The organism is Bifidobacterium anseris (assembly GCF_002860345.1).
Taxonomy (GTDB): Bacteria; Actinomycetota; Actinomycetes; order Actinomycetales; family Bifidobacteriaceae; genus Bifidobacterium; species Bifidobacterium anseris.
The window spans coordinates 353,223-378,843 of record NZ_NMYC01000001.1; the positions used below are offsets into that span (position 1 = coordinate 353,223).

21 protein-coding genes, 1 tRNA gene and 1 pseudogene are annotated in these 25,621 nt (G+C 64.9%); 16 read left to right on the forward strand and 7 right to left on the reverse strand.

Going from position 1 to position 25,621, the window contains the following annotated elements; genetic code table 11:
* Nucleotides 1-72 precede the first annotated feature (72 nt).
* Nucleotides 73-879 (forward strand): HAD-IIB family hydrolase, encoded by an 807-nt coding sequence (locus CGZ88_RS01440; protein ID WP_243390030.1) that lies wholly within the window; start codon nucleotides 73-75, stop codon nucleotides 877-879.
* Nucleotides 880-930: 51 nt separating this feature from the next.
* Nucleotides 931-1,695: a ComF family protein gene (locus tag CGZ88_RS01445; protein ID WP_101670914.1), complete on the forward strand. Its 765-nt coding sequence runs from the start codon at nucleotides 931-933 to the stop codon at nucleotides 1,693-1,695.
* 117 nt (nucleotides 1,696-1,812) lie between these two features.
* On the opposite strand, the gene CGZ88_RS01450 is transcribed toward CGZ88_RS01445, so the two are convergent.
* The 3 genes from CGZ88_RS01450 to glgB form a co-directional block, all read right to left on the reverse strand.
* Complete coding sequence (locus CGZ88_RS01450; RefSeq protein WP_341476306.1) at nucleotides 1,813-2,874, reverse strand: sensor histidine kinase; 1,062 nt, start codon at nucleotides 2,872-2,874, stop codon at nucleotides 1,813-1,815.
* Between the two features lie 68 nt (nucleotides 2,875-2,942).
* A complete protein-coding gene (locus CGZ88_RS01455; protein WP_026645003.1) occupies nucleotides 2,943-3,659 on the reverse strand; it encodes a response regulator transcription factor in 717 nt (238 codons plus the stop codon).
* 26 nt (nucleotides 3,660-3,685) lie between these two features.
* Nucleotides 3,686-5,938, reverse strand: a complete 2,253-nt coding sequence (gene glgB / locus CGZ88_RS01460) for a 1,4-alpha-glucan branching protein GlgB (protein ID WP_101671113.1) — start codon at nucleotides 5,936-5,938, stop codon at nucleotides 3,686-3,688.
* 136 nt (nucleotides 5,939-6,074) lie between these two features.
* Here glgB and CGZ88_RS01465 point away from each other — a divergent pair, with 136 nt between their 5' ends.
* Both CGZ88_RS01465 and CGZ88_RS01470 read left to right on the forward strand, forming a co-directional pair.
* Nucleotides 6,075-6,671 carry a CarD family transcriptional regulator gene (locus tag CGZ88_RS01465; RefSeq protein ID WP_026645001.1) on the forward strand — a complete coding sequence of 199 codons (597 nt, stop codon included), beginning with the start codon at nucleotides 6,075-6,077 and terminating at the stop codon, nucleotides 6,669-6,671.
* Entirely contained in the window at nucleotides 6,668-7,162 is a 495-nt protein-coding gene (locus CGZ88_RS01470; RefSeq protein ID WP_026645000.1) for a 2-C-methyl-D-erythritol 2,4-cyclodiphosphate synthase, read from the forward strand. The genes CGZ88_RS01465 and CGZ88_RS01470 overlap by 4 nt, the downstream gene beginning before the upstream one ends.
* A gap of 159 nt (nucleotides 7,163-7,321) precedes the next feature.
* On the opposite strand, the gene CGZ88_RS01475 is transcribed toward CGZ88_RS01470, so the two are convergent.
* The 3 genes and pseudogenes from CGZ88_RS01475 to CGZ88_RS01485 form a co-directional block, all read right to left on the reverse strand.
* Nucleotides 7,322-8,155: a metal ABC transporter permease gene (locus CGZ88_RS01475; RefSeq protein WP_101670916.1), complete on the reverse strand. Its 834-nt coding sequence runs from the start codon at nucleotides 8,153-8,155 to the stop codon at nucleotides 7,322-7,324.
* A gap of 356 nt (nucleotides 8,156-8,511) precedes the next feature.
* Nucleotides 8,512-9,045: pseudogene (locus CGZ88_RS09220) on the reverse strand (ATP-binding cassette domain-containing protein); the annotation flags it as partial.
* A 150-nt stretch (nucleotides 9,046-9,195) separates the two neighbouring features.
* On the reverse strand, nucleotides 9,196-10,227 hold the full coding sequence (locus tag CGZ88_RS01485; RefSeq protein ID WP_101670918.1) for a metal ABC transporter solute-binding protein, Zn/Mn family: 1,032 nt from the start codon (nucleotides 10,225-10,227) through the stop codon (nucleotides 9,196-9,198).
* Nucleotides 10,228-10,357: 130 nt separating this feature from the next.
* Here CGZ88_RS01485 and CGZ88_RS01490 point away from each other — a divergent pair, with 130 nt between their 5' ends.
* From CGZ88_RS01490 to CGZ88_RS01530, 9 genes are all read left to right on the forward strand, one after another.
* Entirely contained in the window at nucleotides 10,358-11,254 is an 897-nt protein-coding gene (locus CGZ88_RS01490; protein WP_026644998.1) for a bifunctional methylenetetrahydrofolate dehydrogenase/methenyltetrahydrofolate cyclohydrolase, read from the forward strand.
* Between the two features lie 181 nt (nucleotides 11,255-11,435).
* A complete protein-coding gene (gene rpsA / locus CGZ88_RS01495) occupies nucleotides 11,436-12,917 on the forward strand; it encodes a 30S ribosomal protein S1 (RefSeq protein ID WP_101670919.1) in 1,482 nt (493 codons plus the stop codon).
* A 168-nt stretch (nucleotides 12,918-13,085) separates the two neighbouring features.
* The gene (gene coaE, locus CGZ88_RS01500; protein ID WP_026644996.1) at nucleotides 13,086-13,736 is read left to right on the forward strand and encodes a dephospho-CoA kinase; all 651 of its coding nucleotides are present in this window, start codon (nucleotides 13,086-13,088) and stop codon (nucleotides 13,734-13,736) included.
* An 8-nt stretch (nucleotides 13,737-13,744) separates the two neighbouring features.
* Nucleotides 13,745-15,856 (forward strand): excinuclease ABC subunit UvrB, encoded by a 2,112-nt coding sequence (gene uvrB, locus CGZ88_RS01505; protein ID WP_101670920.1) that lies wholly within the window; start codon nucleotides 13,745-13,747, stop codon nucleotides 15,854-15,856.
* A 72-nt stretch (nucleotides 15,857-15,928) separates the two neighbouring features.
* Nucleotides 15,929-16,912, forward strand: coding sequence for a TerC family protein (locus CGZ88_RS01510; protein WP_026644994.1), 984 nt, complete (start codon nucleotides 15,929-15,931; stop codon nucleotides 16,910-16,912).
* Between the two features lie 120 nt (nucleotides 16,913-17,032).
* Entirely contained in the window at nucleotides 17,033-18,475 is a 1,443-nt protein-coding gene (pyk, locus tag CGZ88_RS01515) for a pyruvate kinase (RefSeq protein ID WP_026644993.1), read from the forward strand.
* A 149-nt stretch (nucleotides 18,476-18,624) separates the two neighbouring features.
* Nucleotides 18,625-18,701, forward strand: a tRNA-Leu gene (locus tag CGZ88_RS01520).
* A 70-nt stretch (nucleotides 18,702-18,771) separates the two neighbouring features.
* The gene (locus tag CGZ88_RS08810) at nucleotides 18,772-19,308 is read left to right on the forward strand and encodes a hypothetical protein (protein ID WP_133120866.1); all 537 of its coding nucleotides are present in this window, start codon (nucleotides 18,772-18,774) and stop codon (nucleotides 19,306-19,308) included.
* Between the two features lies 1 nt (nucleotide 19,309).
* The gene (locus CGZ88_RS01530) at nucleotides 19,310-19,660 is read left to right on the forward strand and encodes a hypothetical protein (protein WP_026644990.1); all 351 of its coding nucleotides are present in this window, start codon (nucleotides 19,310-19,312) and stop codon (nucleotides 19,658-19,660) included.
* Nucleotides 19,661-19,903: 243 nt separating this feature from the next.
* Here the strand turns inward: CGZ88_RS01530 and CGZ88_RS01535 are convergent, their stop codons facing one another.
* On the reverse strand, nucleotides 19,904-20,107 hold the full coding sequence (locus CGZ88_RS01535) for a hypothetical protein (protein WP_101670922.1): 204 nt from the start codon (nucleotides 20,105-20,107) through the stop codon (nucleotides 19,904-19,906).
* Nucleotides 20,108-21,180: 1,073 nt separating this feature from the next.
* On the opposite strand from CGZ88_RS01535, the gene CGZ88_RS01545 reads away from it, so the two are divergent.
* The 3 genes from CGZ88_RS01545 to polA all read left to right on the forward strand — a co-directional run bounded on the left by CGZ88_RS01545 (nucleotide 21,181) and on the right by polA (nucleotide 25,618).
* A complete protein-coding gene (locus tag CGZ88_RS01545; protein WP_026644988.1) occupies nucleotides 21,181-21,777 on the forward strand; it encodes an NUDIX domain-containing protein in 597 nt (198 codons plus the stop codon).
* Between the two features lie 122 nt (nucleotides 21,778-21,899).
* Nucleotides 21,900-22,667: an ANTAR domain-containing response regulator gene (locus tag CGZ88_RS01550; RefSeq protein ID WP_026644987.1), complete on the forward strand. Its 768-nt coding sequence runs from the start codon at nucleotides 21,900-21,902 to the stop codon at nucleotides 22,665-22,667.
* Between the two features lie 119 nt (nucleotides 22,668-22,786).
* Nucleotides 22,787-25,618, forward strand: a complete 2,832-nt coding sequence (gene polA / locus CGZ88_RS01555) for a DNA polymerase I (protein ID WP_101670924.1) — start codon at nucleotides 22,787-22,789, stop codon at nucleotides 25,616-25,618.
* The last annotated feature ends 3 nt before the right edge of the window (nucleotides 25,619-25,621 follow it).

Below are 25,621 nucleotides of genomic sequence, written 5' to 3' on the forward strand. Positions count from 1 at the left end.
GCCCGCACCCACATCACGCAGGCACGGTAGGATACAAGGATGTCCAGGAACAAGACGGGGAAGTGGTGAACGATGAACGAACCCAACATCGCCCAAAGCAGCGAAGTGGACGTCGACGCGCTGTGCGCACGCATGCGCGTCGCCGCCTTCGACCTCGACGGCACGCTCGCGCGATCGAAGAAACCCATGCATGCCGACATCGCCGAGGCACTGAGCGAACTGACGACGCTCATCCCCGTCGCCATCGTCTCCGGCGGCGTCATGCCGCTCATCGAAAGCCAGGTCACCGACATGCTCACCGCCGACGCCGACCGCGCCAACCTGCACCTCATGCCCACGACCGGCACACGCTACTACCACTGGGACGGCGCCGCATGGGCCAAGATCTACGAACGCGACCTGTCACAGGCCGACCGCGAAGCCGCCATCGCCTCCCTCGAACGCCACGCACGCGAACAAGGCATCTGGACCGACGACACCTGGGGTCCGATCATCGAGGACCGCGGCAGCCAGATCACCTACTCCGCGCTCGGCCAGCAGGCGCCCGTCGACGCCAAGGAACGCTGGGACCCCGACAACGCCAAGAAGAACCGGCTCGCCGAAGCCGTCCAGCACGACCTGCCCAACCTCAAGGTGCGCTCCGGCGGCTCCACAAGCGTCGACATCTCCGCACGCGACATCGACAAAGCCTACGCCGTACGCGAACTCGCCCGCGCCACCGGCGTCGACGTCGCCTCGATCGCCTTCATCGGCGACCGCATGGACCCCGACGGCAACGACTACCCGGCCGCCGCAGCCGGCACGATCGCCATCCGCGTCACAGGCCCCGAAGACACCCTCCGGCTCATCAACGCCATCAACACGCGCCTGCGCCACTGACAGACGACGCACGCACGACAGGACCACCACGACGACCGCGAGGGAACCGAGATGACCGCGACGGAAGCGATGACGAACGCGCTCGCGGCGGCATGGCGCCAATTGCGCGACGTCCTGCTGCCACGCGCCTGCGCCGGCTGCGCATGCCCCGACGCCGTCCTGTGCACCGAATGTGCGCAGGCCCTGCGCCGACCCGTCGCCTTCACGCTGCCGCGCAGCGCGGCCGGCCACGGCATCGCCTGCGGCACCTACCGCGGCCCCGTCCGTCACGCCATCCTCTCATGGAAGGACCACGGCGACGCCGAGGCCGACGGCCCGTTCGCCGACGCCCTCGCCGACCTCTTCGACACGGCGGGCGCACCGATCATCGCCGCACTCGATCCCATGCCAACCGGCATCGGCATCGTGCCCGCACCCTCGTCGTCGCGCTCCACACGCCGTCGCGGCCGCCGTCATCTGGACCCGCTCGCCGACGCCCTCGCCGCGCACTGCCGTAGCCGCGGACTATCCGACACGCAGGTCCTCCCGATGCTGCGGGTGCACGCCGTGCACGGCAAATCGGTGCAGACCCACGGCGCGCGCGACCGCATGCGCCGCATCCACGGCCGCATCATCGTCGACGACGCTATATGGCCAGCTTCGACGATGCCGCTCGTCCTGCTCGACGACATCGTCACGACCGGTGCGACGATCGGCGCATGCGCGGACGCGCTCGTCGACGCCGGCCACGACGTGCTCACCGCCTTCGCGCTCGCCTACACGCCGCCGAAAGACAAAGGCGACGCCGATGACGGCGCGGGCGACGGCTGCCGATGAGATGCGCGGGCTGACGGATAGGGATAGGGGAATACGGCATACGCAGATGGTGCGGCGCCCCGACGGGGCGCCGCACCATCTGCGTATGGCCGTCACGTGGTTGTGGAGGAGTGGGTTTCACTGGCCGTCGTAGGCGGTCTCGGAGTCCCTTCCCGCCGCCTGCTCCTGAAGCGTTTGCGGATCGGGCGGCGTGACCGGCAGCGTGATCTCGAAGTCGACGCCGCGCGGGTCGTCGACGACCTGGACGGTGCCACCGTGCAGTTTCGCCGCCCATCGCGCGATTGACAGGCCGAGCCCGGTGCCGCCGGATTCGGTGCCGGGGCCGGACGTGCCCTTGACGAAGCGGCGGAAGATGTCGTTGCGCACTTCCTTGGGGATGTCCGAGCCGAAGTTGACGACGTTGATGATCACCGTGTCACCGTGTTCGCCGGCATGCGCCTCGACGAGCACGGCCGTGTCGTCGCGCGAATGCTTGAGCGCGTTCGCGATGATGTTCGTCAGCAGTTGTCGCAGGCGTGCCTCGTCGCCTTCGACGACGAGGTCGTCGGGGACGCGCTGCTCGATCGTGTGCCCGTGGCCGGCGTCGGCGTATTCGAGCGGACCGACGGTTTCGTCGATGAGTTCGGCGACGTTGAGCCGTTCGATCTCAAGGCTCGAGGCGCCCGCCTCGACGCGCGACATGTCGAGCAGGAAGGAGATGAGGTCGGACAGCCGGTGCGTCTGGCTCAGGATGTTCTCCATGTTCACCGGCGTGGGTTCGACGACGCCGTCGGCCATGTTCTCGACCATCGCCTGGAGCGCCGAGACCGGCGTGCGCAGCTCATGGCTCACGTTCGCGATCATGTCGCGGCGCATCTGGTCGGCGTGTTCGAGTTCGTCGGCCATCGTGTCGAACGATTCGGCGAGCTGGCCGATCTCGTCGTTCGAGTCCTTGTTGAGGTGGATGCGCACCGAATAGTCGCCCTGCGCCATCGCCTCGGCGGCGTCGCGCATCTGCCCGAGCGGCCGAGTCAGGCCGCGGGACGTGAAGTAGGTGAACGCGAGCGTGACGACGATCGTCACCGGCATCGACAGCCATCCGTTGATGCCGATGATCGACAGGAGCCACGCGATGACGAACGCGAGGATCGTCGCGACGACGATGAGGAGACTCAGTTCGGCGCGCAGTGATGAGAACATGCCGATGGGGCGCTGTCCCTCGGCATGCTCCCGTCCCGGCGCACCGGGACGGGAGCATTGCTTCGCCATCACTGTTCTGGCGGCTCGAAGGCGTAGCCGACGCCGTGCACGGTGCGGATCGTCGCGGCGCCGAGCTTGTGACGCAGCGCCTTGACGTGCGAGTCGACGGTGCGCGTGCCGGAGGCGTCCACCCAGTCCCAGACCTCCTCGAGCAGCTGCTCGCGCGTGAGCACCGACTTCGGTTTGCGCGCGAGCGTCGTCAGCAGGTCGAACTCGGTCGGCGTCAGGTGCACGGTCTCGCCGTCGAGCGTCACGCGGCGCGTCGCCGGGTCGATGACGAGCGAACCGAAGTCGAGGATCTTCTCATGCTCCGACTTGCTTGCGATGACCTTCGCGCGTTCGACGCGGCGCAGCAGCGCTTTGACGCGGGCGACGAGCTCGCGCATCGAGAACGGCTTGGTCATGTAGTCGTCGGCGCCGGCTCCGAGCCCGATGATGACATCGGACTCGTCGTCGCGCGCCGTGAGCATGAGCACCGGCACGGGGCGCTGCGCGACGATGTGCTTCGTCGCCTCGACGCCGTCCATGCCCGGGAGCATGACGTCCATGACGATCAGATCGGGGCGGAGCTGGGCGGCTGCTTTCACGGCGCTGATGCCGTCCGAGGCGATGCGGGCCTTCCAGCCGTCGGCGGTGAGACGTTGCGCGATGGCTGTGGCGAGCGTCGGCTCGTCCTCCACGACGAGGATCGTGTAGGAGTTCGGCATCTGTACGTGTGCGACCATAATCACCAGTCCTTGGTTGCTTCGGGTCAGTCGTTGTCCGGGACGAGGAACACGGCGCCGAGTGCCGGCACTGTGATGCGCGTCGACCATTCACGCGAATGGTACGCGCCGGCGTTCGCCTCGATGTCCGTGTTGTGGATGTCCGAGCCGCCGTACTTCTTGTCGTCGGTCGTCAGGACCTCCTTCCAGCGGCCGCCGAGCGGCAGCGCGACCTGATAGTCGGCCCATGCGGTGCCCGAGAAGTTGACGACGACGACCATGCGTTCGCCGTGGGCGCCGATGCGTTCGAAGCTCAGCGTGTTGTGGTCGGCGTCGTCGCTTGTCAGCCACTGGAAGCCGTCGGGCGTGAAGTCCTGGCTCCACAGCGCCGGCGATTCCTTGTACAGCTTGTTGAGGTCGGCGACGAGCGCCTGCACGCCGCGGTGGTCCGGCCAGTTGAGGCAGTCCCAGTCGAGCTGGCTGTTGTAGTCCCATTCGCCGTACTGCGCGAGCTCGTTGCCCATGAAGGTCAGGTTCTTGCCCGGATGTGCCCACTGGTAGGCGAACAGCGAACGGACGCCGGCGTAGCGCTGCCAGTCGTCGCCCGGCATCTTGCCGAACAGCGAGCCCTTGCCGTAGACGACCTCGTCGTGGCTGATCGGCAGCACGTAGTGCTCCGAATACGCGTAGACCATCGAGAACGTGATCTCGTTGTGGTGCCACTTGCGGTTGATCGGCTGCTCATGCAGATACTCGAGCGTGTCGTGCATCCAGCCCATGTTCCACTTGAGGCCGTAGCCCAGGCCTCCCTGGTCGGTCGGCGCGGTGACGCCCGGATACGCGGTCGACTCCTCGGCGATCATCATGATGCCCGGGTTGTTCTTGTACGCGGTGGCGTTCGCCTCCTTGATGAAGTCGATTGCCTCGAGGTTCTCGCGGCCGCCGAACTTGTTCGGATGCCACTGGCCGGGCTCGCGGCTGTAGTCGAGGTAGAGCATCGAGGAGACGGCGTCGACGCGCAGGCCGTCCATATGGTATTCGTCGAGCCAGAAGCACGCGTCGGCGACGAGGAAGTTGCGCACCTCGCGACGGCCGAAGTTGAAGATGTAGGTGCCCCAGTCGGGATGCTCGCCGCGCGTCGGATCGGGATCCTCGTACAGCGGCGTGCCGTCGAAGCGGCCCAGCGCGAACGCGTCCTTCGGGAAATGCGCGGGGACCCAGTCCATGATGACGCCGATGCCTGCCTCATGCAGACGCTCGACGAGGTACTTGAAGTCGTCCGGGCCGCCCAGGCGCGAATCCACGCCGTAGTAGCCGGTGACCTGATAGCCCCACGAGCCCGCGAACGGGTACTCCTCGAGCGGCATGAACTCCACATGCGTGAACCCAAGCTTCTGGACGTAGGGGACGAGCTTGTCGGCGAGCTCGCGGTAGTCGTGCACGTCCTTGCGCCAGCTGTTGGCGTGCACCTCGTAGATGCTGACCGGGCCCTGATGCGGATCGGACTCGGCGCGGCGCTTCATCCAGTCGCCGTCCCGCCATTCGTGCGTGGACTCGACGACGATCGAACCGGTGCGCGGTGGCACCTCGTGCGAGCGCTCCATCGGGTCGGCCTTCATCTCCCAGTTGTTGTAGGCGTTGAGGATGTGGAACTTGTAGATCTCGCCGGCCTCGACGCCCGGGACGAAGAGCTCCCAGACGCCCGAGGAGCCGAGCTCGCGCATCGCGTGGCACGTGCCGTCCCAGGCGTTGAAGTCGCCGACGACCTGCACGGCGTGCGCGTTCGGCGCCCAGACGGTGAACGACGTGCCGACGACGCGCTCGCCCTTCGTGCCGTCGTTGCCGCCGAGCGGGTCGTCGTAGCGGCGCACGTGGGCGCCCATGACCTCCCACAGGCGTTCGTGGCGGCCCTCGCCGAACAGGTAGAGGTCCATGTCGCCGATCGTCGGCAGATAGCGGTAGGGGTCGTTCTCGACGACGGTCGTGCCGTCGGCGCGCACGGTGCGGATGCGGTAGTCGGGCACGCCGTAGCCGTCCTTCGTCCTGACGGCCGGCACGAGCGTGACGAAGACGCCATTGTGCTCCGGCTTCATCGGGTATTCGCCGTCGGCGGTGACGATCGTGACGGACTGCACGCCCGGGCGCAGCACGCGGATCGTGCAGGTGTCGGGGAACTCGGCGGGGCCCTGATGGGCTCCAAGGATCTCGTGGGGGTTGTAGAACGCGCCCTTGCTGACCTCGTCCAGTTGATCGTCATTGACGGGGACGATGGCTTTCTCGTTGAATGTGAAGTTTGTCATGTATCCGAGAATACGCATGTTTTCCCGACGGCACGAGCGGATTCACGGTTTTCGCCATCTTTTTTTCCAATCTTCCACCAAGTCCACGCAAAATGGCATGATTGTTGGCGTTTCTGATTTTTCTCACGGAGGATTCATGGGCTACAAGGTCGGCGATATGGTCGTGTACCCGCGCCACGGCGCGGCGAAGATCGAGGCCATTACCGAACGGACTGTTAAAGGCGTGACACGTGAGTATCTCAAGCTTTCGGTGCTTTCCTCCGATGACCTTGAGATCTTCGTGCCCGTCGACAACGTGAAGAAGGTCGGCGTGCGCGACATCGTGGACGGCGACGAGGTGGCGAAGGTGTTCGAGATCCTGCGCACCCCGATCATCGAGAAGGAGATGAACTGGTCGCGCCGGTACAAGCTCAACGTCGAGAAGATATCGACCGGCGATGTCAACAAGATCGCCGAGGTTGTGCGCGACCTGGCGCAGCGTGACGTCGACGAGCACGGCCTGTCCGCCGGCGAGAAGCGCATGCTGACGAAGGCCCGCAGCATCCTGACCTCGGAGATCGCATTGTCGGAGAAGATCGAGGAGGAGGAGGCGCAGCGCCTGCTCGACGTCAACCTCGGCTACAGCGAGCCGCAGCCCGGCGACGACGGCCACCACACGCAGGCCCCCGACGAGCCGGCGTCCGAGACGCTCGCGCGCCTCGAGGCCGAGAACAAGAAGACGAAGAAGAAGTGAGCGCCGCACCGCGCACCGGACTGGGCTTCGACGCGCACCGCTTCGTCGCCGACGGCGTCGACCGTCCGCTGTTCCTTGCGACGCTGCGCTGGGATGGCGCCGGCGTCGACGGCGACTCGGACGGCGACGTGGCGGTGCATGCGCTCATCGACGCGCTGCTCGCCGCGTCCGGACTGGGCGACATCGGCACGTTGTTCGGCGTGGGCCCCGCATCGCGGGGAGCCGGCATGGCCGGCGCCGCGATGCTCGCTGAGACGGTGCGGCACCTGCGCGACAACGACGCCCTCCCTGGCAGCGCATCCATCGCTGTCATCGGCAACCGGCCGAAGATCGGACCGCGCCGTCATGAGGCCGAGCAGGCGATGTCGGCGATCTGCGGATGCCCGGTTGCGCTGACGGCGACGACGACGGACGGCATGGGATTCACCGGCAGGGGCGAGGGCATCGCCGCGATCGCGACGGCGCTCGTGCAGGTCGACGACGCGCACTGAGCGGGGCGCAATCTTGGACGTCCGCGCGCATTGGCGCAACACTCATAACGAACATCACGAAGAAGCGGCCCGTTCCTCCATGCGTGACATGGAGGAACGGGCCGCTTCTTCGTTTGTTTGTGTCCGTGGACTGACGATGCGCGCCGGGATGGGACACGCTCAGCCGTGGCGGCGCAGCGCCTCGACGCCCTTCGCGACACCCCAGAACAGCGTCGACAGCGTCACGATGACGAAGCTCGGGGGAGCGGGGAACATCGCCGCAAGCACGAGGCCGCCCCAGATCGAGACGAGGCACAGCAGCGTCGAGACGACGATCGCGCGCAGCGGCGTCGTCGTCACGGTCGTGGCGGTCGCCGCCGGGGTGACGACGAGCGCGAAGATCAGCAGCGTGCCGACGGCCGGTACGGCGATCGTGATGACGCCGGCGAGGATTGCCATGAACAGCGCGTTCATGGCGACGATCGGCACGCCTTTGGCCTGGGCGACCTGCTCGTCGAGCGAGCTGAACAGCAGCGGACGGTAGACGATCGCCATCGCGACGAGCAGCACGGCGTCGAAGATCGCGAAGCCGACGATCTGGTCGCTGGTGATCGTCAGGATCGAACCGAAGAGGATCGATTGCAGTTGCTGGGACGCCGAACTCGACATGCGCGCGAAGAACAGGCCCAGACCGGTGGCGAAGGCGAGGACGGTGCCGGTGGCGATCTCGCGTTCCGAGGCGCGTTTGCCGAGCGCGGCGATGACGAGCGCGCCGGCGAGCGCGAAGCCGCCGAGACCGACGGCGACCGGCAGGCCGAGCAGCACGGCGCCGGTCGCGCCCGGCAGGCCGATGTGCGCGATCGCGTGCGCGGCGAAGGTCGAATGCCGCGCGATCGTGAAATAGCCGACGACGCCGGCGGCCAGCGCGATGCACAGGCCGGCGAGGAAGGCGTTGACCATGAACGGCGCCGTCAGCGTCGTCATCCATGCGGGGTCGAAGGTGAAGGTCGTCATCGCGTCGCTCCTTGCTGCGTCGGGTCCGTCTGCGCGCGCCCATGGTGGTGGAAGCGCGCCACCTCGGCGGCATCATGCATGTCGCAGCCGCCGGGTTCGGACAGGTTCGGCGTGACGAACATGTCGCCCTGCGGCGTCGTCACGACCTGCACTTTCGTGCCGTACAGATGGGTGAGCAGCCGCGAGTCGAGCACGTCGTTGAGCCGCGCGTAGTGCGGGTGGCCGTCGAGCAGATAGACGGCGCCGGTGAGGATCGGCAGTAGCATGTTGAGGTCGTGGGCGACGATTTGGATCGACATGCCGAGCTCGGTGTTGAGACGGGAGAGGATACGCACCGTCGTGCGCTGGCTCGCCAGATCGAGGTTGGCGAGCGGCTCGTCAAGCATGAGCAGCTCGGGATCGCTCACGAGCGCCTGCGCGATCGCGACGCGCTGGCGCAGGCCTCCCGACAGCTCCGACAGGCGCAGACGCGCCTTGTCGGCGATGCCGATGAACTCCATTGCCTCGCGCGCCTTCGCACGCTGGCGGCGCGTCACCGGATGGAAACCGAAGCGCGTGCCGGTCAGCCCCAGCAGCACCGATTGCTCGGCGGTGAGACTCGAATCGATGTCGTTCGTGTAGCTCTGCGGCACGTAGCCGATGCGCGCGTTGCGTTCGCCCGGCGCCGCACCGAGCACCTTCATCGTGCCGTGGGACAGCGGTATCAGGCCGAGCTCGGCCTTCATCAGCGTCGTCTTGCCGGCGCCGTTGGTGCCGACGATCGCCGTGACGGTGCCGCGCGGGATCGTGAAGGTGCCATGGCTCCAGATTGTGACGCCGCCGCGTTTGACGGCGATGTCACGACATTCGACGCTCGGACCCTCCTTTTCCGTCTCGTCGGGGTGTTGCATTATGGCTCCTTTCCGCTGATGTGACGCGTTGGGACGCGAACAGTATCGCAATCGCTATTGACAATGATTCTCAATAACGATTGCCCGGGCGCCGCATGCCGCCGCTCGCGGACGACATGTCGACGTTCGTGAGCGACGCGCCCGCGGCACTCAGTCGTCCCCTTCGTTGACGGCGCGGTCCTGCTCGGTGTTGCCGCCGTTCGCGGCGTCCCCTGACTCGTCGACAGGGCAGTCCTTCTCGCCGTCCCTGCACGTGGTCATGTCCTGCTCGACGGTGTCGAAGAGCGCTTCGATCCAGCCGGTGAGGTCGGCGTAGTCGGGAGGCATCTGCTCGGTGACGTCGAGCACCGGCGTCTTTGCCTTGCGCGCGACGTCGACGAAGCCCTGCGTGGTCTCGTTCTCCTCCTGCGGGTTGTTGACGAGCAACCGCACGCCGTCGTCGCCGAGCAGCCGCTGGAAGTCGCGCACATCGGCCGCGGACGGCTCCGCCTCGGATGCCATCGCGCGCGCGTAGCCGGCCGGCGTCCTGTCCTCGAAGCCCATGTCGTTCATCAGATAGTAGGCGACCGATTCGGTCGCCGCGTAGGTGAGGTCGTCGTGCTCCTTGCCGAAAGCCTCGATGCGCTTCTCGAGCGTGTCCTCCTTCTTCTTCCACGCCGCGAGATTGGCGTCGAAGGACTTCGCGTCCTTCGCGCGCAGCCTCGCGAAGGTATCCTTGAGCGCGTCCGCCATCGCGTAGCGCGCGTCGCGCGAGAACCACAGATGGGGGTTGTCGCCGTCCATCGCGCCCACGATGTCGGCGGCGGACACGAGCGTCGTCTGCGCCGGCAGGTTCTTGCTCGCCCATGAGTCGTAGCCAGCGCCGTTGACGATGACGACGTCCGCGTCGTGCAGCGTCTTCATGTCCTTGGCGGTGGGCTCGAAGTCATGGGCGTCCGTCGTCGTCGACGACAGGATCGACGTGACCTTCGCGTCGTCGCCGCCGATCTGCGCGGCGAGCGAGCCCCACTGGTTGAGCGAGGAGACGACCGTGAGCGGCCCCGCGGAGGCCGTCTCGGATGCGGAAGGGGAGGCGTCGTCGGCGCCGATGCGCTCGCATCCGGCGAGCGTGGCCGCGAGCGCGAGCGCGACGAGGGACGCGACGGCCGACCGCAGACGATGTGACGAGGTGCGTATGCCCATGAGCAGTGGTTTCCTTTGCGTAAGACTGGCGTCGCGTCACGTGTGGGCTGCTTCCGGCGGCGCGTTGGCGCGCCGGTATCGTACGATACGGCAAGGCACATCGTTCCACGGCAACGAAGGGGGTTTCCTCATGGCAATGATACTCGACGGCAAGGCGGTCGCCGCTCAGGTGAAGGAGGATTTGGCACAGCGCGTACGCGCGCTGCGCGAGCGCGGCGTCGTGCCGGGCTTGGGGACCGTCCTCGTCGGCGACGACCCCGGCTCGCTCAGATACGTCGCCGGCAAGCACCGCGACTGCCAGGAGGTCGGCATCGCGTCGATCCGCCGCGAGCTGCCCGCCGACGCGAGCCAGCGGGAGCTGCTCGACGTCGTCGCCGAGCTCAACGCCGACCCGGCATGCACCGGCTACATCGTGCAGCTGCCGCTTCCCGCGGGCATCGACCAGAACGCCGTCATCGACGCGATCGATCCGGCCAAGGACGCCGATGGCATGCATCCGTACAACCTCGGCGAGCTCGTCCTGCACACGCGAGGCGCATTGACGACGCCGCTGCCGTGCACGCCGAGCGGCGTGCTCGCGCTGCTGGAGCACTACGGCATCGACCTTGACGGCCGTCAGGTGTGCGTACTCGGACGCGGCATCACGATTGGCAGGACGATCGGCCTCATGCTCACGCGCGCCGACGTGAACGCGACGGTCACGCTATGCCACACCGGCACGAAGGACGTCGCCGCGCACATCCGCGAGGCCGACGTCGTCATCGCCGCCGTCGGGCGCGCCGGATTCGTGCGTCCCGAGGACGTCAAGCCCGGCGCCGTGCTCGTCGACGTCGGCGTCTCAAGGCTGCCCGACGCCGACGGCCGCATGCGCGTACACGGCGACGTGGACCACGGCTGCTATGGGGTCGCCGGCGCGTACACTCCCAATCCGGGCGGCGTGGGGCCGATGACGCGCGCGATGCTGCTGCGCAACGTCGTCGAGATGGCCGAACGCGCCGCCGGCGTCGGCACGCCGGCCGCGGAATAACGGGACGCGGGCGGCTGTTGGGGAAGACGGCAAGGCACGACACGCCCGAAATGCTGCGTGCGGTTTTGGGCATGGCTCGCGATAGTCTTGACTAATGGCCGCACGCGCGCGTGATGCGCGCGCCGCAGCAGATAACTGAAGAACGATACTATCCATCCACTATTTTGTAAGAACCACATTAATGGCAGAAAACAATAAGGAAGTCGAAAAGGTCGCCATCAACGATATCGGCACCGTCGATGACTTCATCAAGGCAGTCGATTCCACCATCAAGAACTTCGACGATGGTGATCTGGTTGAGGGCACGGTCGTCAAGGTCGACCACGATGAGGTCCTCCTGGACATCGGCTACAAGACCGAGGGTGTGATCCCCTCCCGTGAGCTTTCCATCAAGAAGGACGTCGATCCGGATGAGGTCGTCAAGGTCGGCGACATCATCGAGGCCCTTGTCGTCACCAAGGAGGACAAGGAAGGACGTCTGATCCTGTCGAAGAAGCGTGCGCAGTACGAGCGTGCGTGGGGCGACATCGAGAAGATCAAGGAAGAGGACGGCGTCGTCGAGGGCACCGTCATCGAAGCCGTCAAGGGCGGCCTCATCGTGGACATCGGTCTGCGTGGCTTCCTGCCGGCGTCGCTCGTCGAGATGCGCCGCGTGCGCGACCTCTCGCCGTACATCGGCCAGAAGATCAAGGCGAAGATCCTCGAGCTCGACAAGAATCGCAACAACGTGGTCCTGTCGCGTCGCCAGTACCTCGAGGAGACCCAGTCCGAAGTGCGCGAGACCTTCCTCTCGCAGCTCAAGAAGGGTCAGATCCGCGAAGGCGTCGTCTCGTCGATCGTCAACTTTGGCGCGTTCGTCGACCTTGGCGGCGTCGACGGCCTCATCCACGTCTCCGAGCTCTCCTGGAAGCACATCGACCACCCGTCCGAGGTCGTCAAGGTCGGCGACAAGGTCACCGTCGAGGTGCTCGACGTCGATCTCGACCGCGAACGTATCTCGCTGTCGCTCAAGGCGACGCAGGAGGATCCGTGGCAGCGCTTCGCCCGCACCCACGTGCCGGGTCAGATCGTGCGCGGCAAGGTCACGAAGATCGTCCAGTTCGGCGTCTTCATCTCCGTCGAGGACGGCATCGAGGGCCTCGTGCACATCTCGGAGCTCGCGAACCGTCACGTCGAGAACCCGGAGACCGTCGTCAAGCCGGGCGAAGAGGTCTTCGTCAAGGTCATCGACGTCGATCTCGACCGTCGTCGCATCTCGCTGTCGCTCAAGCAGGCCAACGACTCCGTCGACCCGGCCTCCGAGGACTTCGATCCGGCGCTCTACGGCATGCCGGCCGAGTACGACGAGGAAGGCAACTACAAGTATCCGGAAGGCTTCGACCCGAACACCAACGAATGGATCGCCGGATACGAGAAGCAGCGCGAGGAATGGGAATCCCAGTACGCCGCCGCCCACGATCTGTGGGAGCAGCACAAGGAGTTCGTCGCCAAGGAACTCGAGAACGCCGAGGCTTCGGCCGCCGAGGACGGCCAGAACGCCCCGAAGGAAGAGAAGGTCGAAGAGATTTCGAACTACTCCTCCGATTCCGAGTCCAACGGCACCCTCGCCGATTCCGATCAGCTCGCCGCCCTGCGTGAGCAGCTGCTGAACGAGAAGAAGTGAGCCGCTGAGCCCTAGGGCTTTCGACTGAGGGGGCGTCGTGCGCATGTGAGCGCGCGACGCCCCTCTTGTTTTTTCCGTCGACGGCGTCCGGCGCCGTGTCGGTTGACACGCCGATGCGGGCGCGCCTACGATGTGGACGTCAATGACCGGACGAGGAAGGACACGCATATGCAGGGGGAGAGCGGACGACGCTTCGTGCGCGTCGGGCTGACCGGCGGCATCGCCGCCGGCAAGAGCACCGTCGCGGCGCGCATGGCCGCCGACGGTGCCGACGTCATCGACTACGACTTCCTCGCGCATATCCTGCAGGAGCCGTGCTCGCCGATCATCGCGCCGCTCGCCGAGGCCTTCGGCGCCGACGTCGTCGACGCCGAAGGCGGCATCGACAGGAAGGTGCTGGCGGAACGCGTGTTCGGCGCCGGAGCCGACGAGCATGCACTCGAGACGCTCAACGGCATCATGCATCCGAACGTCTACGATCTGGCGCGCAACCGCGAGCGCAGCATCCTCGCACGGGGAGGGAGGCATGTCATCGTCCACGACGTGCCGCTGCTCGGCGAGGTCATGGATACGATTCCCTTCACGTTCGACTCGGTCGTCTGCGTCGTCGCGCCGGCCGACGAACGCGTCCGCCGTCTCGTCGCGACGCGCGGCATGACGCCGGAGCAGGCGCGTGTGCGCGTCAGCGGGCAGGGGGACGATGCGTCGCGGCTGCGCTACGCGGACGTCGTCATCGACGCGTCGCAGCCGATAGAACAGATGTTCGAATGTGTTGATAGGCTTGTCGCGGCATGGTTCGCCGACGGACAGCGGGAGTGAGGAACGTCATGGGATTCAGCATCGAACGCACGAACAAGCCGTTCGTCGTCAAATCGCCGTACAAGCCGTCCGGCGACCAGCCGCAGGCGATCGACGAGCTCGCCACGCGCATCGAGAACGGCGAGAACGACGTCGTGCTCATGGGTGCGACCGGCACCGGCAAGACGGCGACGACGGCGTGGCTCATCGAGCGTCTGCAGCGCCCGACGCTCATCATCGAGCCGAACAAGACGCTCGCCGCGCAGCTGTGCGCCGAGTTCCGCGAGCTGATGCCGGACAACGCCGTGAGCTACTTCGTCTCGTACTACGACTACTACCAGCCCGAGGCCTACATCCCGCAGACCGACACCTACATCGAGAAGGACTCGAACATCAACGACGACGTCGAGCGGCTGCGCCACGCGGCGACGGCGAACCTGCTCACGCGCCGCGACTGCGTCGTCATCGCGACCGTCTCGTGCATCTACGGACTGGGCACGCCGGAGGAGTACGCCGGGCGCATGCTGTTCCTCAAGCGCGGCCAGCAGATCGACCGCGACCGGCTGCTGCGGCTGTTCGTGGACATGCAGTACAAGCGCAACGACATCGCGTTCACGCGCGGCACCTTCCGCGTGCGCGGCGACACCGTCGAGATCATCCCGGTCTATGAGGAGCTCGCCGTGCGCATCGAGTTCTTCGGCGATGAGATCGACCGCATCTCGATGCTGCATCCGCTCACCGGCGACGTCATCGGCGAACAGGACGAGGTGCACATCTTCCCGGCCTCGCATTACGTCGCCGGCCCCGAACGCATGGAGAAGGCGATCGGATCGATCCAGCGCGAGCTCGACGAACGCGTCGCCGAGCTGCGCAAACAGGGCAAGGAGCTCGAGGCGCAGCGCCTGTCGATGCGCACGACCTACGATCTGGAGATGCTTTCGCAGGTGGGCGTGTGCTCCGGCGTCGAAAACTACTCGCGTCACTTCGACGGTCGCGCGCCGGGCACGCCGCCGCATACGCTGCTCGATTTCTTCCCCGACGACTTCCTGCTCGTCATCGACGAGTCGCATGTGACGGTGCCGCAGATCGGCGCGATGTACGAGGGCGACGCGAGCCGCAAGCGCACGCTCGTTGAACACGGCTTCCGCCTGCCGTCGGCGATGGACAACCGTCCGCTCAAATGGCCCGAGTTCCTCGAACGCGTCGGGCAGACCGTCTATCTGTCGGCGACGCCCGGCGACTACGAGCTCGGCCTGTCCGACGGCGTCGTCGAACAGATCATCCGCCCGACCGGACTGGTCGACCCGAAGGTCGAGGTGCGTCCCGTCGACGGCCAGATAGACGATCTGCTCGCCGAGATCAAGGACAGGGTCGCCAGAAACGAGCGCGCGCTCGTCACGACGCTGACGAAGAAGATGGCCGAGGACCTCACTGACTATCTGCTCGAACGCGGCATCAAGGTCGAGTATCTGCATTCGGACGTCGACACGCTGCGGCGCGTCGAGCTGCTGCGTGAGCTGCGCGAAGGCAAGATCGACGTCATCGTCGGCATCAACCTGCTGCGCGAGGGCCTCGACCTGCCCGAGGTCTCGCTTGTCGCGATCCTCGACGCGGACAAGGAAGGCTTCCTTCGGTCCTATCGCTCGCTCATCCAGACGATCGGCCGCGCGGCGCGCAACGTCTCAGGCACCGTCATCATGTACGCGGACGACATGACGGCGGCGATGGAACGGGCGATCGGGGAGACCGAGCGTCGCCGCGAGATCCAGATCGCCTACAACAAGGAGCACGGCATCGACCCCAAGCCGCTCATCAAGAAGATCAGCGACGTCAACGACATGCTCGCCAAGGAGGACGTGGACACGCAGACGCTGCTCGAAGGTGGCTACCGCAACGCGGGCAAGGCCGGAAACACGCATCTGGGCGTCCCCACGCTCGATCCCAAGGAAGCCGACAGGCGCCACGAGGAGATCCTCAAGGCGGGACTGCCGGCGCAGGACCTCGCCGACCTGATCCGCCAGCTGTCCGACCAGATGCACACGGCGGCCGAGCAGCTGCAGTTCGAACTCGCCGCGCGCCTGCGTGACGAGATCCGCGACCTGAAGAAGGAGCTGCGCGCGATGACCGAAGCCAAGCGCTGAGCCGATCGGCGGCCTGCGTGCGTCGCCGACGCGGATGGCTCGCGTCGGCGACGCTCCGTAAGCTGGGAGGCTATGGCAGAAACACCCGTCTCCTTCATGGTCGGCACGTACGTCGTGCTCGCCGTCTTCTTCATCGTCGATCTGTTCGTCCTCGGACGCCGCCCGCATGTGCCCTCGACGAAGGAATGCGTGCAGCACATCGCGTTCTTCGTCGCAATGGCGCTCGTCTTCGGCGGCCTCATCTGGTGGGTCGCCGGATCGAAGCCGGCGATCGAGTTCTATTCGGGCTGGCTCACCGAATACTCGCTGAGCATCGACAACCTCTTCGTGTTCGTCATCATCATGTCGAACTTCGCAGTGCCCAAGAAGCTGCAGAAGTTCGTGCTGTCCGTCGGCATCACGATAGCGCTCGTGCTGCGCGGCGTGTTCATCCTCGTCGGCGCCGCGCTCGTGCAGCGCTTCACTTGGGTGTTCTTCATCTTCGGCGCGTTCCTCATCTACACGGCCGTCAAGGTCGCCCGCGGCGAGGACGACGACGAGGAGTTCCACGAGAACGCGCTCATCCGTCTGCTGCGCAGAGTCAGCCACATCACCAACGAGTACGACGGCGAACGGCTGCGCGTCACGAAGGGCGGCGTGCGGTACTGGACGCCGATGCTGTTCGTGTTCCTGACAATCGGCACGACCGACGTCATGTTCGCCTTCGATTCGATTCCGGCGATCTTCGGCCTGACGAAGGACCCGTTCATCGTCTTCACGTCGAACGTCTTCGCGCTGCTGGGCCTGCAGCAGCTGTACTTCCTGCTCGGCGCGCTGCTCGACAGGCTCGTCTACCTGCCGGTCGGCCTGTCGGTCGTCCTCGGTTTCATCGGCGTCAAGCTCATCCTCGAGGCGCTGCACGGCAACACGCTGCCGTTCATCAACCATGGCCGGCCGCTGACGATGGTGCCCGAGGTGCCGACGTGGATGTCGCTCGCCGTCATCGTGCTCGCGATCGGCCTGTCGGCGCTGTTCAGCGTGCTTAAGATGCGCAGCCTCGAGCAGAAGGCGCGGTGAGGTGTTATCGCTCACAAGAAAAATCGTCCCGAAGCGCAACACGCGGCGGCGGGTGTTGTAAGCTTGAACCGGCGTTCGGGTTTCGTCCCGAAAAGTAATCACAAAGAATAGGTAGGCACCATGCGCAAAGCAAAGATCGTAGATACCATCGGTCCGGCCACTGAATCCCTTGAGAACCTCACCGCGCTCGTCGAGGCGGGAATGGACGTCGCACGTCTCAACCGTTCGCACGGCACCCCGGAGGACCACCTGCGCGTCTACAACAACGTGCGCCAGGCCTCGAAGACGACCGGCCGTAACGTCGCGGTCCTCGTCGACCTGCAGGGTCCGAAGATCCGCTGCGGCTGGTTCAAGAAGAACGCCGACGGCGAGGACAAGGTCCTGCTCAAGGAGGGCCAGGAGTTCATCATCACGACCGATGATGTCGAGGGCGACGAGCACATCACGTCCACGACCTTCAAGGGTCTGCCGGGCGACTGCCATCCCGGCGATCCGATCCTCATCGACGACGGCAAGGTCCGTCTCGAGGTGACCAAGGTCGAGGGCAACAACGTCTACACGAAGGTCGTCGTGGCCGGCCCGGTCTCGAGCCACAAGGGCATCAACCTTCCGGGCGTCGCCGTCTCGCTGCCGGCGCTCACCGAGAAGGACGAGAACGACCTGCGTTGGGCGATCCGCACCGGCGCCGACATCATCGCGATGTCCTTCGTCCGCTTCGCCACCGACATCGACCGCGCTCATGAGATCATGGACGAGGAGGGCCGCCGCATCCCGATCGTCGCGAAGATCGAGAAGCCGCAGGCGGTCGAGAACCTCGAGGACATCGTCAAGGTCTTCGATGGCATCATGGTTGCCCGTGGCGACATGGCCGTCGAGATGCCGTTCGAAGAGGTGCCGCTTGTCACGAAGCGCTGCATCGAGCTGTCCCGCCAGTACGCGAAGCCGGTCATCGTCGCCACCGAGGTCCTCGGTTCGATGGTGCATTCCCCGGTTCCGTCGCGCGCCGAGGCCTCCGACTGCGCGAACGCCGTCCTCGACGGCGCGGACGCGACGATGACCTCGAACGAGACGGCCGTCGGCGAGTATCCGACCGAGACCGTCAAGACGATGGCCCGCATCTCCGGCTATGCGACCGAGCATGGCTTCGACCGCATCCCGAAGCTCAAGGATCTCGACATGTCGAGCACCGGCGCCGTCTCCTCGGCCGCCGTCGACCTCGCCGAGAAGCTCAACGCGAAGGCGATCGTCGCCTACACGCAGACCGGTTCGACCGTCCATCGTGTCTCGCGCGAACGTCCGGCCACGCCGATCTACGGTCTGACGACGAATGAGCACACCTACCATTGGCTCGCGCTCAGCTGGGGCACCGAGGGCATCCTGCTCGACGAGGACTATCACGACATGTCCCGCAAGGATCTGATGACCTTCACTGACAAGGCGCTGCGCGCCGCCGGCAAGGTCTCCAACGGCGACAAGATCGTCGTCCTCAGCTCCGCTCAGGGCGATCATCAGCCGGGCCGCACCGACTCGATCTACGTGCACACCGTCGGTGCCTGCGACTGATCCCCTCTCCGGCGATGGGTGTATGTGCGCTCGACGCTTGTGAAGGCCGTTCCCGTTGCGACTGCTGTCGCGGCGGGAACGGCCTTCGCCGTATCCGCGTGTCGCATCGCGTGATTTTATGGTATAGTTGAATTTTGTCGCGCCGCGACGCCCCCGTATCCCAATTGGTAGAGGAGACAGCCTCAAAATCTGTATAGTGTGGGTTCGAGTCCCACCGGGGGCACCAAGCGAATGAAGCCGGTGATCGTTGGAACATCAACGATCACCGGCTTCACGCATGTGTGGCGTCCGCATGTTTGGACACGTTGTGGACGCTTCCTTCGGGAAAACGATGCCGGTTTCCCCGATGGTTGCGCAAGGATCACGACCTGCCGGAATTGACTGTCAAGCATCTCAAGCATCTGCTGGACGGCTCCGGCGAGAAAGCACGAGAGGATAGGATTGGTGCATTGCGAACGTTAACCGTGGATGGATTCGCCACGATTATTGCATTCGGCAAAAAAAGAAGTGCATCGCCAGCATCTATCCATGGAATGAGGATTATCATGCCCAGAGGGACGACACCTGATGACCTGTTGCTGGGGAAGTTCGTGAAGATCCTTGAGGACCACAAACGATACAGGGAGGCCGAACTATTGGACGCCACGGCTATCGCCGGTGGGTTCGCCGCTGGATTCGACTTCGCGATGCAGGCTTGCAAAACGTCTGGCATAGTGCCACCCACGCATTTGGTGCATGAGATGATGAGCTCGCCATGGTTTGAAAAGGGGTCGTACGCCGATGATATTTGCCAAGAACTCTTGAAGAAAGACGGATCCACCATTGCGTCGTGACATGGATCCGATTCAGCACATACTCATCATGGTGGGGGATTCGCCCGCACCGTTGAACGCGACGGTGTTCATGGACGAGACGCATCCGTTCGAGACGGCCGCCTACCATATCAATCTGATCAGGCAGGCCAATCTTACGGACACCTTCATTGCACGGATGAGTGGAAAGTCCATCGCCCGCGCCGAGATCGGCCGTTGGCATGGAAGGCAACGAGTTCCTCGACGCGATCCGCTCCGATACCATCTGGACTCGTGTCAAACAACGCGTCAGTGCCATCTGGAGCATATGCGTTTCATCGACTACGACAATACGTTGAAAAGAATAGCGGAAGCGGTTTCCGAGAGCCAATAACGGGTTCAGGGAAACCGTTGAAACTATTCCACTGCAATCCGCCTTCGCAGACGCAAATGCCGTCGCACGCTTCAAGCACATCAGCTGCGTCACCGAGCCGAACGCGGAATCAGCAGGAGCATCCGACGGCGATGAGCAGTACGAGGGCGAGAGCCACGCTCACACGAGTACACGGTCCGACCGATCATGGAGAGTCGTCGCCAAACGCTGCCTGCAGCATTGCCACGACAGCATCGATACAGCTCAGTTGGCATGCTTGCAGGGACGTCCCCCGCCGGCGCTGCGTCCGGGACGTGCGGCGTTCCATGCGTCAATCGTCTCCGGTTTCCATTCGCGCGTGCGTCCGATCATCACGTCCGGTTCCGGCAGTTTCAGGTTAAGCAGGCCGCCGCTGGTGATGCCGAACCGCTCGGCGACCTGTTTGACACCCAGATAATGCTCAGTCATGTTTCGTGCCTCCTACCAGTGAGCATGCCGCTGCGATGATCGTGCAGCCGAACACGATCAGCGACGATCATGCCACCCACGCGCTCGCGGCGGTGCCATGGCCGAACAGCGCACCCATTACGGAATCAAGCCTCGGTGAGAGGGGCAACGAAGGGGGCGATGACACGTCAGGGTCTCGGCGAGTGGGTACTCTTCCTTCGGCCTTCCGTAGTAGACGCACCATAGCATCCAACGCTGTAGCTCTTTACCGGTGACGTTGATGGAATCGTCCTCTATATTGAAGAAACCGACACCTTGGGACCTGAAATACGCTGTCGACAGGTCACCGACTGAAATATCCTTGGATTCCCTGCAGAATGCTTCGAAATCAGCGCATTTCATCATCCTGCCACCTCCTCCACTGGACATTGTAATCGGCTGTGGGAAGCGATGATTGCCATGTCCGATTGATTATGGACAGACGTCGTCAAGAGCCGTCGGCCGCATGTCGTCGACGCCGCCGTCTGTTGATTCCGATGTGATGTGGAGGGAACGCGTAGGGGGGATACTCTACTTTGCCGCGGCGTCGTCGATTCCAAAATCGTTTTTCGCGCTCGCGGCGATGCCGAGGGCGAACGCCACGCCCACTACCGATCCGTACCCCCATGATGTCTCCCATGTGCGCAGCTGCTCCGGCAGAGGGTTTTCCGGATACTTGGACTATTCGGAAACCCGTGTCTTGCCTGCTTTCTTAGGAATCTTCTTAGGAATAGGGCAGGAATGCTGTATTGACGGTAACGAAGAAGGGCCGCCGGAAAACGATTCGAGGATACTTGACGGTTCGGCACCCGACCCCGGTCGCGACACCAGTCGGCTGGCGTAGGGGAGAGGCGCCGACTCAGGTCTGCGTGCATGGACGGGGCGGCGCTCGCGATGTGGGGAGCTTCGCGGATATAATCAGCGGCGGCGTCAACGGCACCGCACAGGCCGACGTTGCTGATCGTGCGCGGACGGTTCCTCTGTGCGGGAAGTCGCCGACGGCTGCCGTATACAATGGAAGAAGTGTGTTTTCGTACCCGAAAGGAGCATCCATCATGGGCAAGGAGACGTATCGTCGTTTTGATCCGTGGCGTGCGGCGCCGGTAGTTGAGGAGTCGCGCAAGACCGTGTTGGGCGGCCATTACTTCACCGTGGACCAGGTGTCCTATGATTCGCGCGACATCGGCCATTTCGACCGCTACATCCTGCACAAGAACAACGGCGACTCGGTCGGCGTCATCGGCCTGACCGACGACGGCCTGATCCCGCTCATCGAACAGTACCGCGTCGCCGTGCACCGTTGGACATTGGAGATTCCGGCGGGGCACGCGATCAAGCAGGGGGAGCGGCCCACGGACGTCGCGCAGCGCAAGCTCATCGAAGAGGTCGGCTACACGGCGGCGCACCTGACGCAGTTCTGCCGCTTCATCAACACGCCGAGCTACTCGACGCAGTACACGGCGCTGTTCTTCGCATCCGGCCTGACGCCCGCGTCCCCCGAACAGGCACCCGAGGACCTGCGCTCGTCGGTGCGGTACTTCACGCCCGAGGAGGCATACAAGATGGTGCTCAACGGCACGATTCTCGACGCGAAGTCGATCATCGCGATCCAGCGTGTCTACGAGTCGCCGAACCACATGGTCCAGAGCTGACCGGATTTGCCGCGCAGGCGTGCCGTCCTGGACGCGCGATGACCTGCGCTATACTGCATAAGGACAAATGCGCCGTTGGGGCGCCGAGCGAAAGAGACATGGGACGGATGACTGTACAGGACATGGACAAGGAACACGAAGCAGAGGTCCTCACCGAGGAGGAGCTGGACACGCTCGCCGCCGACGGCGATGCGGCAAGCAAGGCCGAACAGGCGCAGGACAAGAAGACGGAAGGCCGCAAGCCGACCGTCGTCGTCGCCGAGGACGAATCGGTCAACCGCATGGACCTCGTCGCGATGCTTGAGGACAACGGCTACGACGTCGTCGGCCAAGCGGCCAACGGCGAAGAGGCGATCGCCCTGACCCGCGAGTTCAAACCCGACGTGGTGTGCATGGATGTCAAGATGCCGCACATGGACGGCATCACGGCTGCGGGCGTCATCTGCGACGAGAACATCGCGCCGGTCGTCATGCTCACCGCCTTCTCGCAGATCGACCTCGTCAAGCAGGCGATCGGCGCGGGTGCAATGGCCTACGTGACCAAGCCGTACGAGGAGTCGAAGTTGCTGCCAGCGCTCGCCGTCGCGATGGGCCGCTTCGCCGAGATCAACGAGCTGCTCGACAGCGTCGAACGCAGCGAGAACGAGCTCAAAGACACGCAGGAGAAGCTCAAGGACACCGAGGAGCAGCTCAAGAAGGCACAGGATACGCTCGAGGAGCGCAAGCTCGTCGACCGGGCCAAGGGTCTGCTCATGGACAAGGCGAACTTCACCGAACAGGGCGCGTTCCGCTGGATTCAGAAGACGTCGATGGACCAGCGCATCCCGAAGAAGCGTCTCGCCCAGGCCATCATCGAAAAGTACGGCGAGGACGATCAGGACAACGACTGAAGCCACGCCACACGCAGGTCGCGGGTGCGCGATCCCGCAGAGGGATCGTACACCCGCGACGTCGTTTCAGGACGACCCGCACCGTTCCACATCCATCCACCCCACATGATCGGACCCTTATGGAATCCTCAGCAACCCCCTCGCGTCCCACACTGCTCGTCGTCGATGGACATTCGCTCGCCTTCCGCGCGTTCTACGCGCTTCCCGTCGACAACTTCAGCACGAAGGACGGCCAGGCCACGAACGCCGTCTACGGCTTCCTCACGATGCTCAGCCAAGTCGTCGAAACCGAGCATCCCGACCGCATCGGCATCGCCTTCGACGTCAAGGGAGGCACCTTCCGCAACGAACTGCTCACCCAATACAAGGGCACGCGCGAAGCGGCGCCCGAAGAACTCCTCAGCCAGCTGCCGCTCATCCAGCAGGCGCTGACCGCGCTTGGCATACGCTGGATCGAAAAACCAGGATACGAAGGCGACGACGTCATCGCCACACTCGCGACAATGGGCGAGCACGACGGCTGCCGCGTCCTCGTCCTGTCCGGCGACCGCGACTCCTTCCAGCTCATCGATGACGATGTGACCGTGCTCTACCCGGGCTACCATTTCAAGGACCTCAAGCACATGGATCCGGCCGCCGTCGAAGCCAAATACCACGTCACGCCGAACCAATACCCCGACCTCGCCGCCCTGCGCGGCGAAACCTCCGACAACATCCCCGGCGTGCCCGGCGTCGGCGACGGCTTCGCGGCGAAATGGATCAACCAGTACGGCGGCCTCGACGCCATCATTGAACACGCCGACGAAATCGGCGGCAAGAAAGGCGAGGCGCTGCGCGAGAACCTCGACCAGGTCCGTCTCAACCGCCGCGTCAATGCCCTCGTGCGCGACCTCGACCTCGGTGTGACGATCGACGACCTCGGCTACGGCCGCGCTGACGCCGACCTCACCGAACGACTCTTTGGGGAGCTGCAGTTCGGTGAACGCACACGCACGAAACTGCTCACGACCTTCAACACCGCGACGGACGCCGCACGGATGCAGCCGTCGGCAATCCCCGCGATCGTCGAACCGCTCGTCGACACGCTCACCGACACCGCGTCGCTGACGATGTGGATCGAGCAGTACTGTCCGCCGGCCGACGCGACCACCGACCAACCCGACTACACCCTCGACGTCACCGCCGAATACGACCGGCAAAGCGACCGATGCGCTGACGCTGTGAGCCGCTCATGGACGCTGTACATCGACGGCGACGCCAAACCCGGCCATGCCGCCGCGCGCGTGGCTGCCATCATGGCCGGCGCCCACGCCGTCGCCTTCGACCCGCACGACCCGCGCTACCACGACACGCTGCGCGCACTGCTCGACACGCACGCGGGCAGCCTGAGCGTCCACGGCTTCAAAGAGCATCTGCACATGCTCGCCGCCGTCGACCTGAGCTGCCCCAACGTGCTGTTTGACACCAACCTCGCCGGCTATCTCATCGATCCCGACTTCCAAGGCGGCACCCTCGAGGAATGCGCGGCCCACTTCCTCGACGTCCACCTCGACGAGCGCGACGACAAGCCCCGTCAAGGCACCCTCGGATTCGAAGACGACACCGACGCCGATGACACCGATGACGCGCAGCGCTGCATCGACCATGCCGTCGTCGTCGCCTCCCTCGCACGCAGGCTGGCACCCGAACTCGAACGACGCGAGCAGTACCCGCTGCTGCGCGACATCGAACTGCCGACATCGCGTGTGCTGTTCCATATGGAGCGCACCGGCGCAAGCGTCGACCGCGCGCGCTTCGACGAGCTGCACACGCAGTTCGCCGACGAATCCGCGCAGATGGAGGCTGTCGCCGAACGTGCCGCCGGACGCAGCATCAACCTGCAGAGCCCCAAGCAGCTCGGCGTCGTCCTGTTCGACGAGATGGGGCTGACGCCGACGAAGAAGACGAAGAAGGGTTCGTACACGACGAACGCCGCCGCGCTGCAGACGCTGTACACGGCGAGCGAGGAGGGCTCGAAGGCGAACGAGTTCCTCGGCGCGCTGCTGCGGCACCGCGAGACGAACAAGCTCAAGCAGATCGTGGAGACGCTCATCGACGCGATCGACCCGAAGGACGGCCGCATCCACACGACCTTCACGCAGACGGTCACTGCGACCGGAAGACTGAGCTCGGTCGACCCGAACCTGCAGAACATCCCGAACCGCAACGCCGACGGCCGTGAGATCCGCTCCGGCTTCGTGCCGGGCGACGGCTTCGTCGACCTGCTCAGCGCTGACTATTCGCAGGTCGAGCTGCGCATCATGGCCGACCTGTCCGGCGATGAGGCGCTCATCGAGGCCTTCAGGTCGGGCGCCGATTTCCACCGCTACGTCGCCAGCCTCGTCTTCGGCATCCCTGTCGACAAGGTCACGCCGGATGAACGCGGCCGCGTCAAGGCGATGAGCTACGGCCTGGCCTACGGACTGAGCACCTACGGCCTGTCCAAGCAGCTCGGCATCTCGACCGGCGAGGCGACGAAGCTGCGCGACCAGTACTTCGAGACCTTCGGCAAGGTACACGACTACCTCGAGTCGCTCGTGGCCGACGCACGGCGCACCGGCTACACCGAGACGATCTTCGGGCGCCGCCGTTACTTCCCGGACCTCAATTCGCCGAACCGGCAGCGCCGCGACGCCGCCGAGCGCGGGGCGCTCAACGCGCCGATCCAGGGTTCTGCCGCCGACATCATGAAGATCGCGATGATCCGTGCCGACCGTGCGCTGCGCGACGCGAAGCTCGCCAGCCGCATCGTCCTGCAGATCCACGACGAACTCGTCGTCGAGCTCGCCGCCGGCGAGGCCGACGAGGTCACGCCGCTCATCAAGGATGCGATGGAGCACGCCGTCGACCTCGCCGTCCCGCTCGACGTCTCCACCGGCGTCGGCACCGACTGGCAGCGCGCCGCCCACTGAGCG

Excerpts from the sequence above, each read along its gene's own strand:
- CGZ88_RS01445 (WP_101670914.1), top strand. The coding sequence starts at position 931 with ATGACCGCGACGGAAGCGATGACGAACGCGCTCGCGGCGGCATGGCGC.
- rpsA (WP_101670919.1), top strand. The coding sequence starts at position 11,436 with ATGGCAGAAAACAATAAGGAAGTCGAAAAGGTCGCCATCAACGATATC.
- CGZ88_RS01490 (WP_026644998.1), top strand. The coding sequence starts at position 10,358 with ATGGCAATGATACTCGACGGCAAGGCGGTCGCCGCTCAGGTGAAGGAG.
- CGZ88_RS01440 (WP_243390030.1), top strand. The coding sequence starts at position 73 with ATGAACGAACCCAACATCGCCCAAAGCAGCGAAGTGGACGTCGACGCG.
- CGZ88_RS01465 (WP_026645001.1), top strand. The coding sequence starts at position 6,075 with ATGGGCTACAAGGTCGGCGATATGGTCGTGTACCCGCGCCACGGCGCG.
- CGZ88_RS01530 (WP_026644990.1), top strand. The coding sequence starts at position 19,310 with ATGGATCCGATTCAGCACATACTCATCATGGTGGGGGATTCGCCCGCA.
- CGZ88_RS01510 (WP_026644994.1), top strand. The coding sequence starts at position 15,929 with ATGGCAGAAACACCCGTCTCCTTCATGGTCGGCACGTACGTCGTGCTC.
- CGZ88_RS01535 (WP_101670922.1), bottom strand. The coding sequence starts at position 20,107 with ATGACTGAGCATTATCTGGGTGTCAAACAGGTCGCCGAGCGGTTCGGC.
- CGZ88_RS01450 (WP_341476306.1), bottom strand. The coding sequence starts at position 2,874 with ATGTTCTCATCACTGCGCGCCGAACTGAGTCTCCTCATCGTCGTCGCG.
- pyk (WP_026644993.1), top strand. The coding sequence starts at position 17,033 with ATGCGCAAAGCAAAGATCGTAGATACCATCGGTCCGGCCACTGAATCC.
- polA (WP_101670924.1), top strand. The coding sequence starts at position 22,787 with ATGGAATCCTCAGCAACCCCCTCGCGTCCCACACTGCTCGTCGTCGAT.
- CGZ88_RS01550 (WP_026644987.1), top strand. The coding sequence starts at position 21,900 with ATGGACAAGGAACACGAAGCAGAGGTCCTCACCGAGGAGGAGCTGGAC.
- CGZ88_RS01545 (WP_026644988.1), top strand. The coding sequence starts at position 21,181 with ATGGGCAAGGAGACGTATCGTCGTTTTGATCCGTGGCGTGCGGCGCCG.
- coaE (WP_026644996.1), top strand. The coding sequence starts at position 13,086 with ATGCAGGGGGAGAGCGGACGACGCTTCGTGCGCGTCGGGCTGACCGGC.
- uvrB (WP_101670920.1), top strand. The coding sequence starts at position 13,745 with ATGGGATTCAGCATCGAACGCACGAACAAGCCGTTCGTCGTCAAATCG.
- glgB (WP_101671113.1), bottom strand. The coding sequence starts at position 5,938 with ATGACAAACTTCACATTCAACGAGAAAGCCATCGTCCCCGTCAATGAC.
- CGZ88_RS01485 (WP_101670918.1), bottom strand. The coding sequence starts at position 10,227 with ATGGGCATACGCACCTCGTCACATCGTCTGCGGTCGGCCGTCGCGTCC.
- CGZ88_RS01455 (WP_026645003.1), bottom strand. The coding sequence starts at position 3,659 with ATGGTCGCACACGTACAGATGCCGAACTCCTACACGATCCTCGTCGTG.
- CGZ88_RS01475 (WP_101670916.1), bottom strand. The coding sequence starts at position 8,155 with ATGACGACCTTCACCTTCGACCCCGCATGGATGACGACGCTGACGGCG.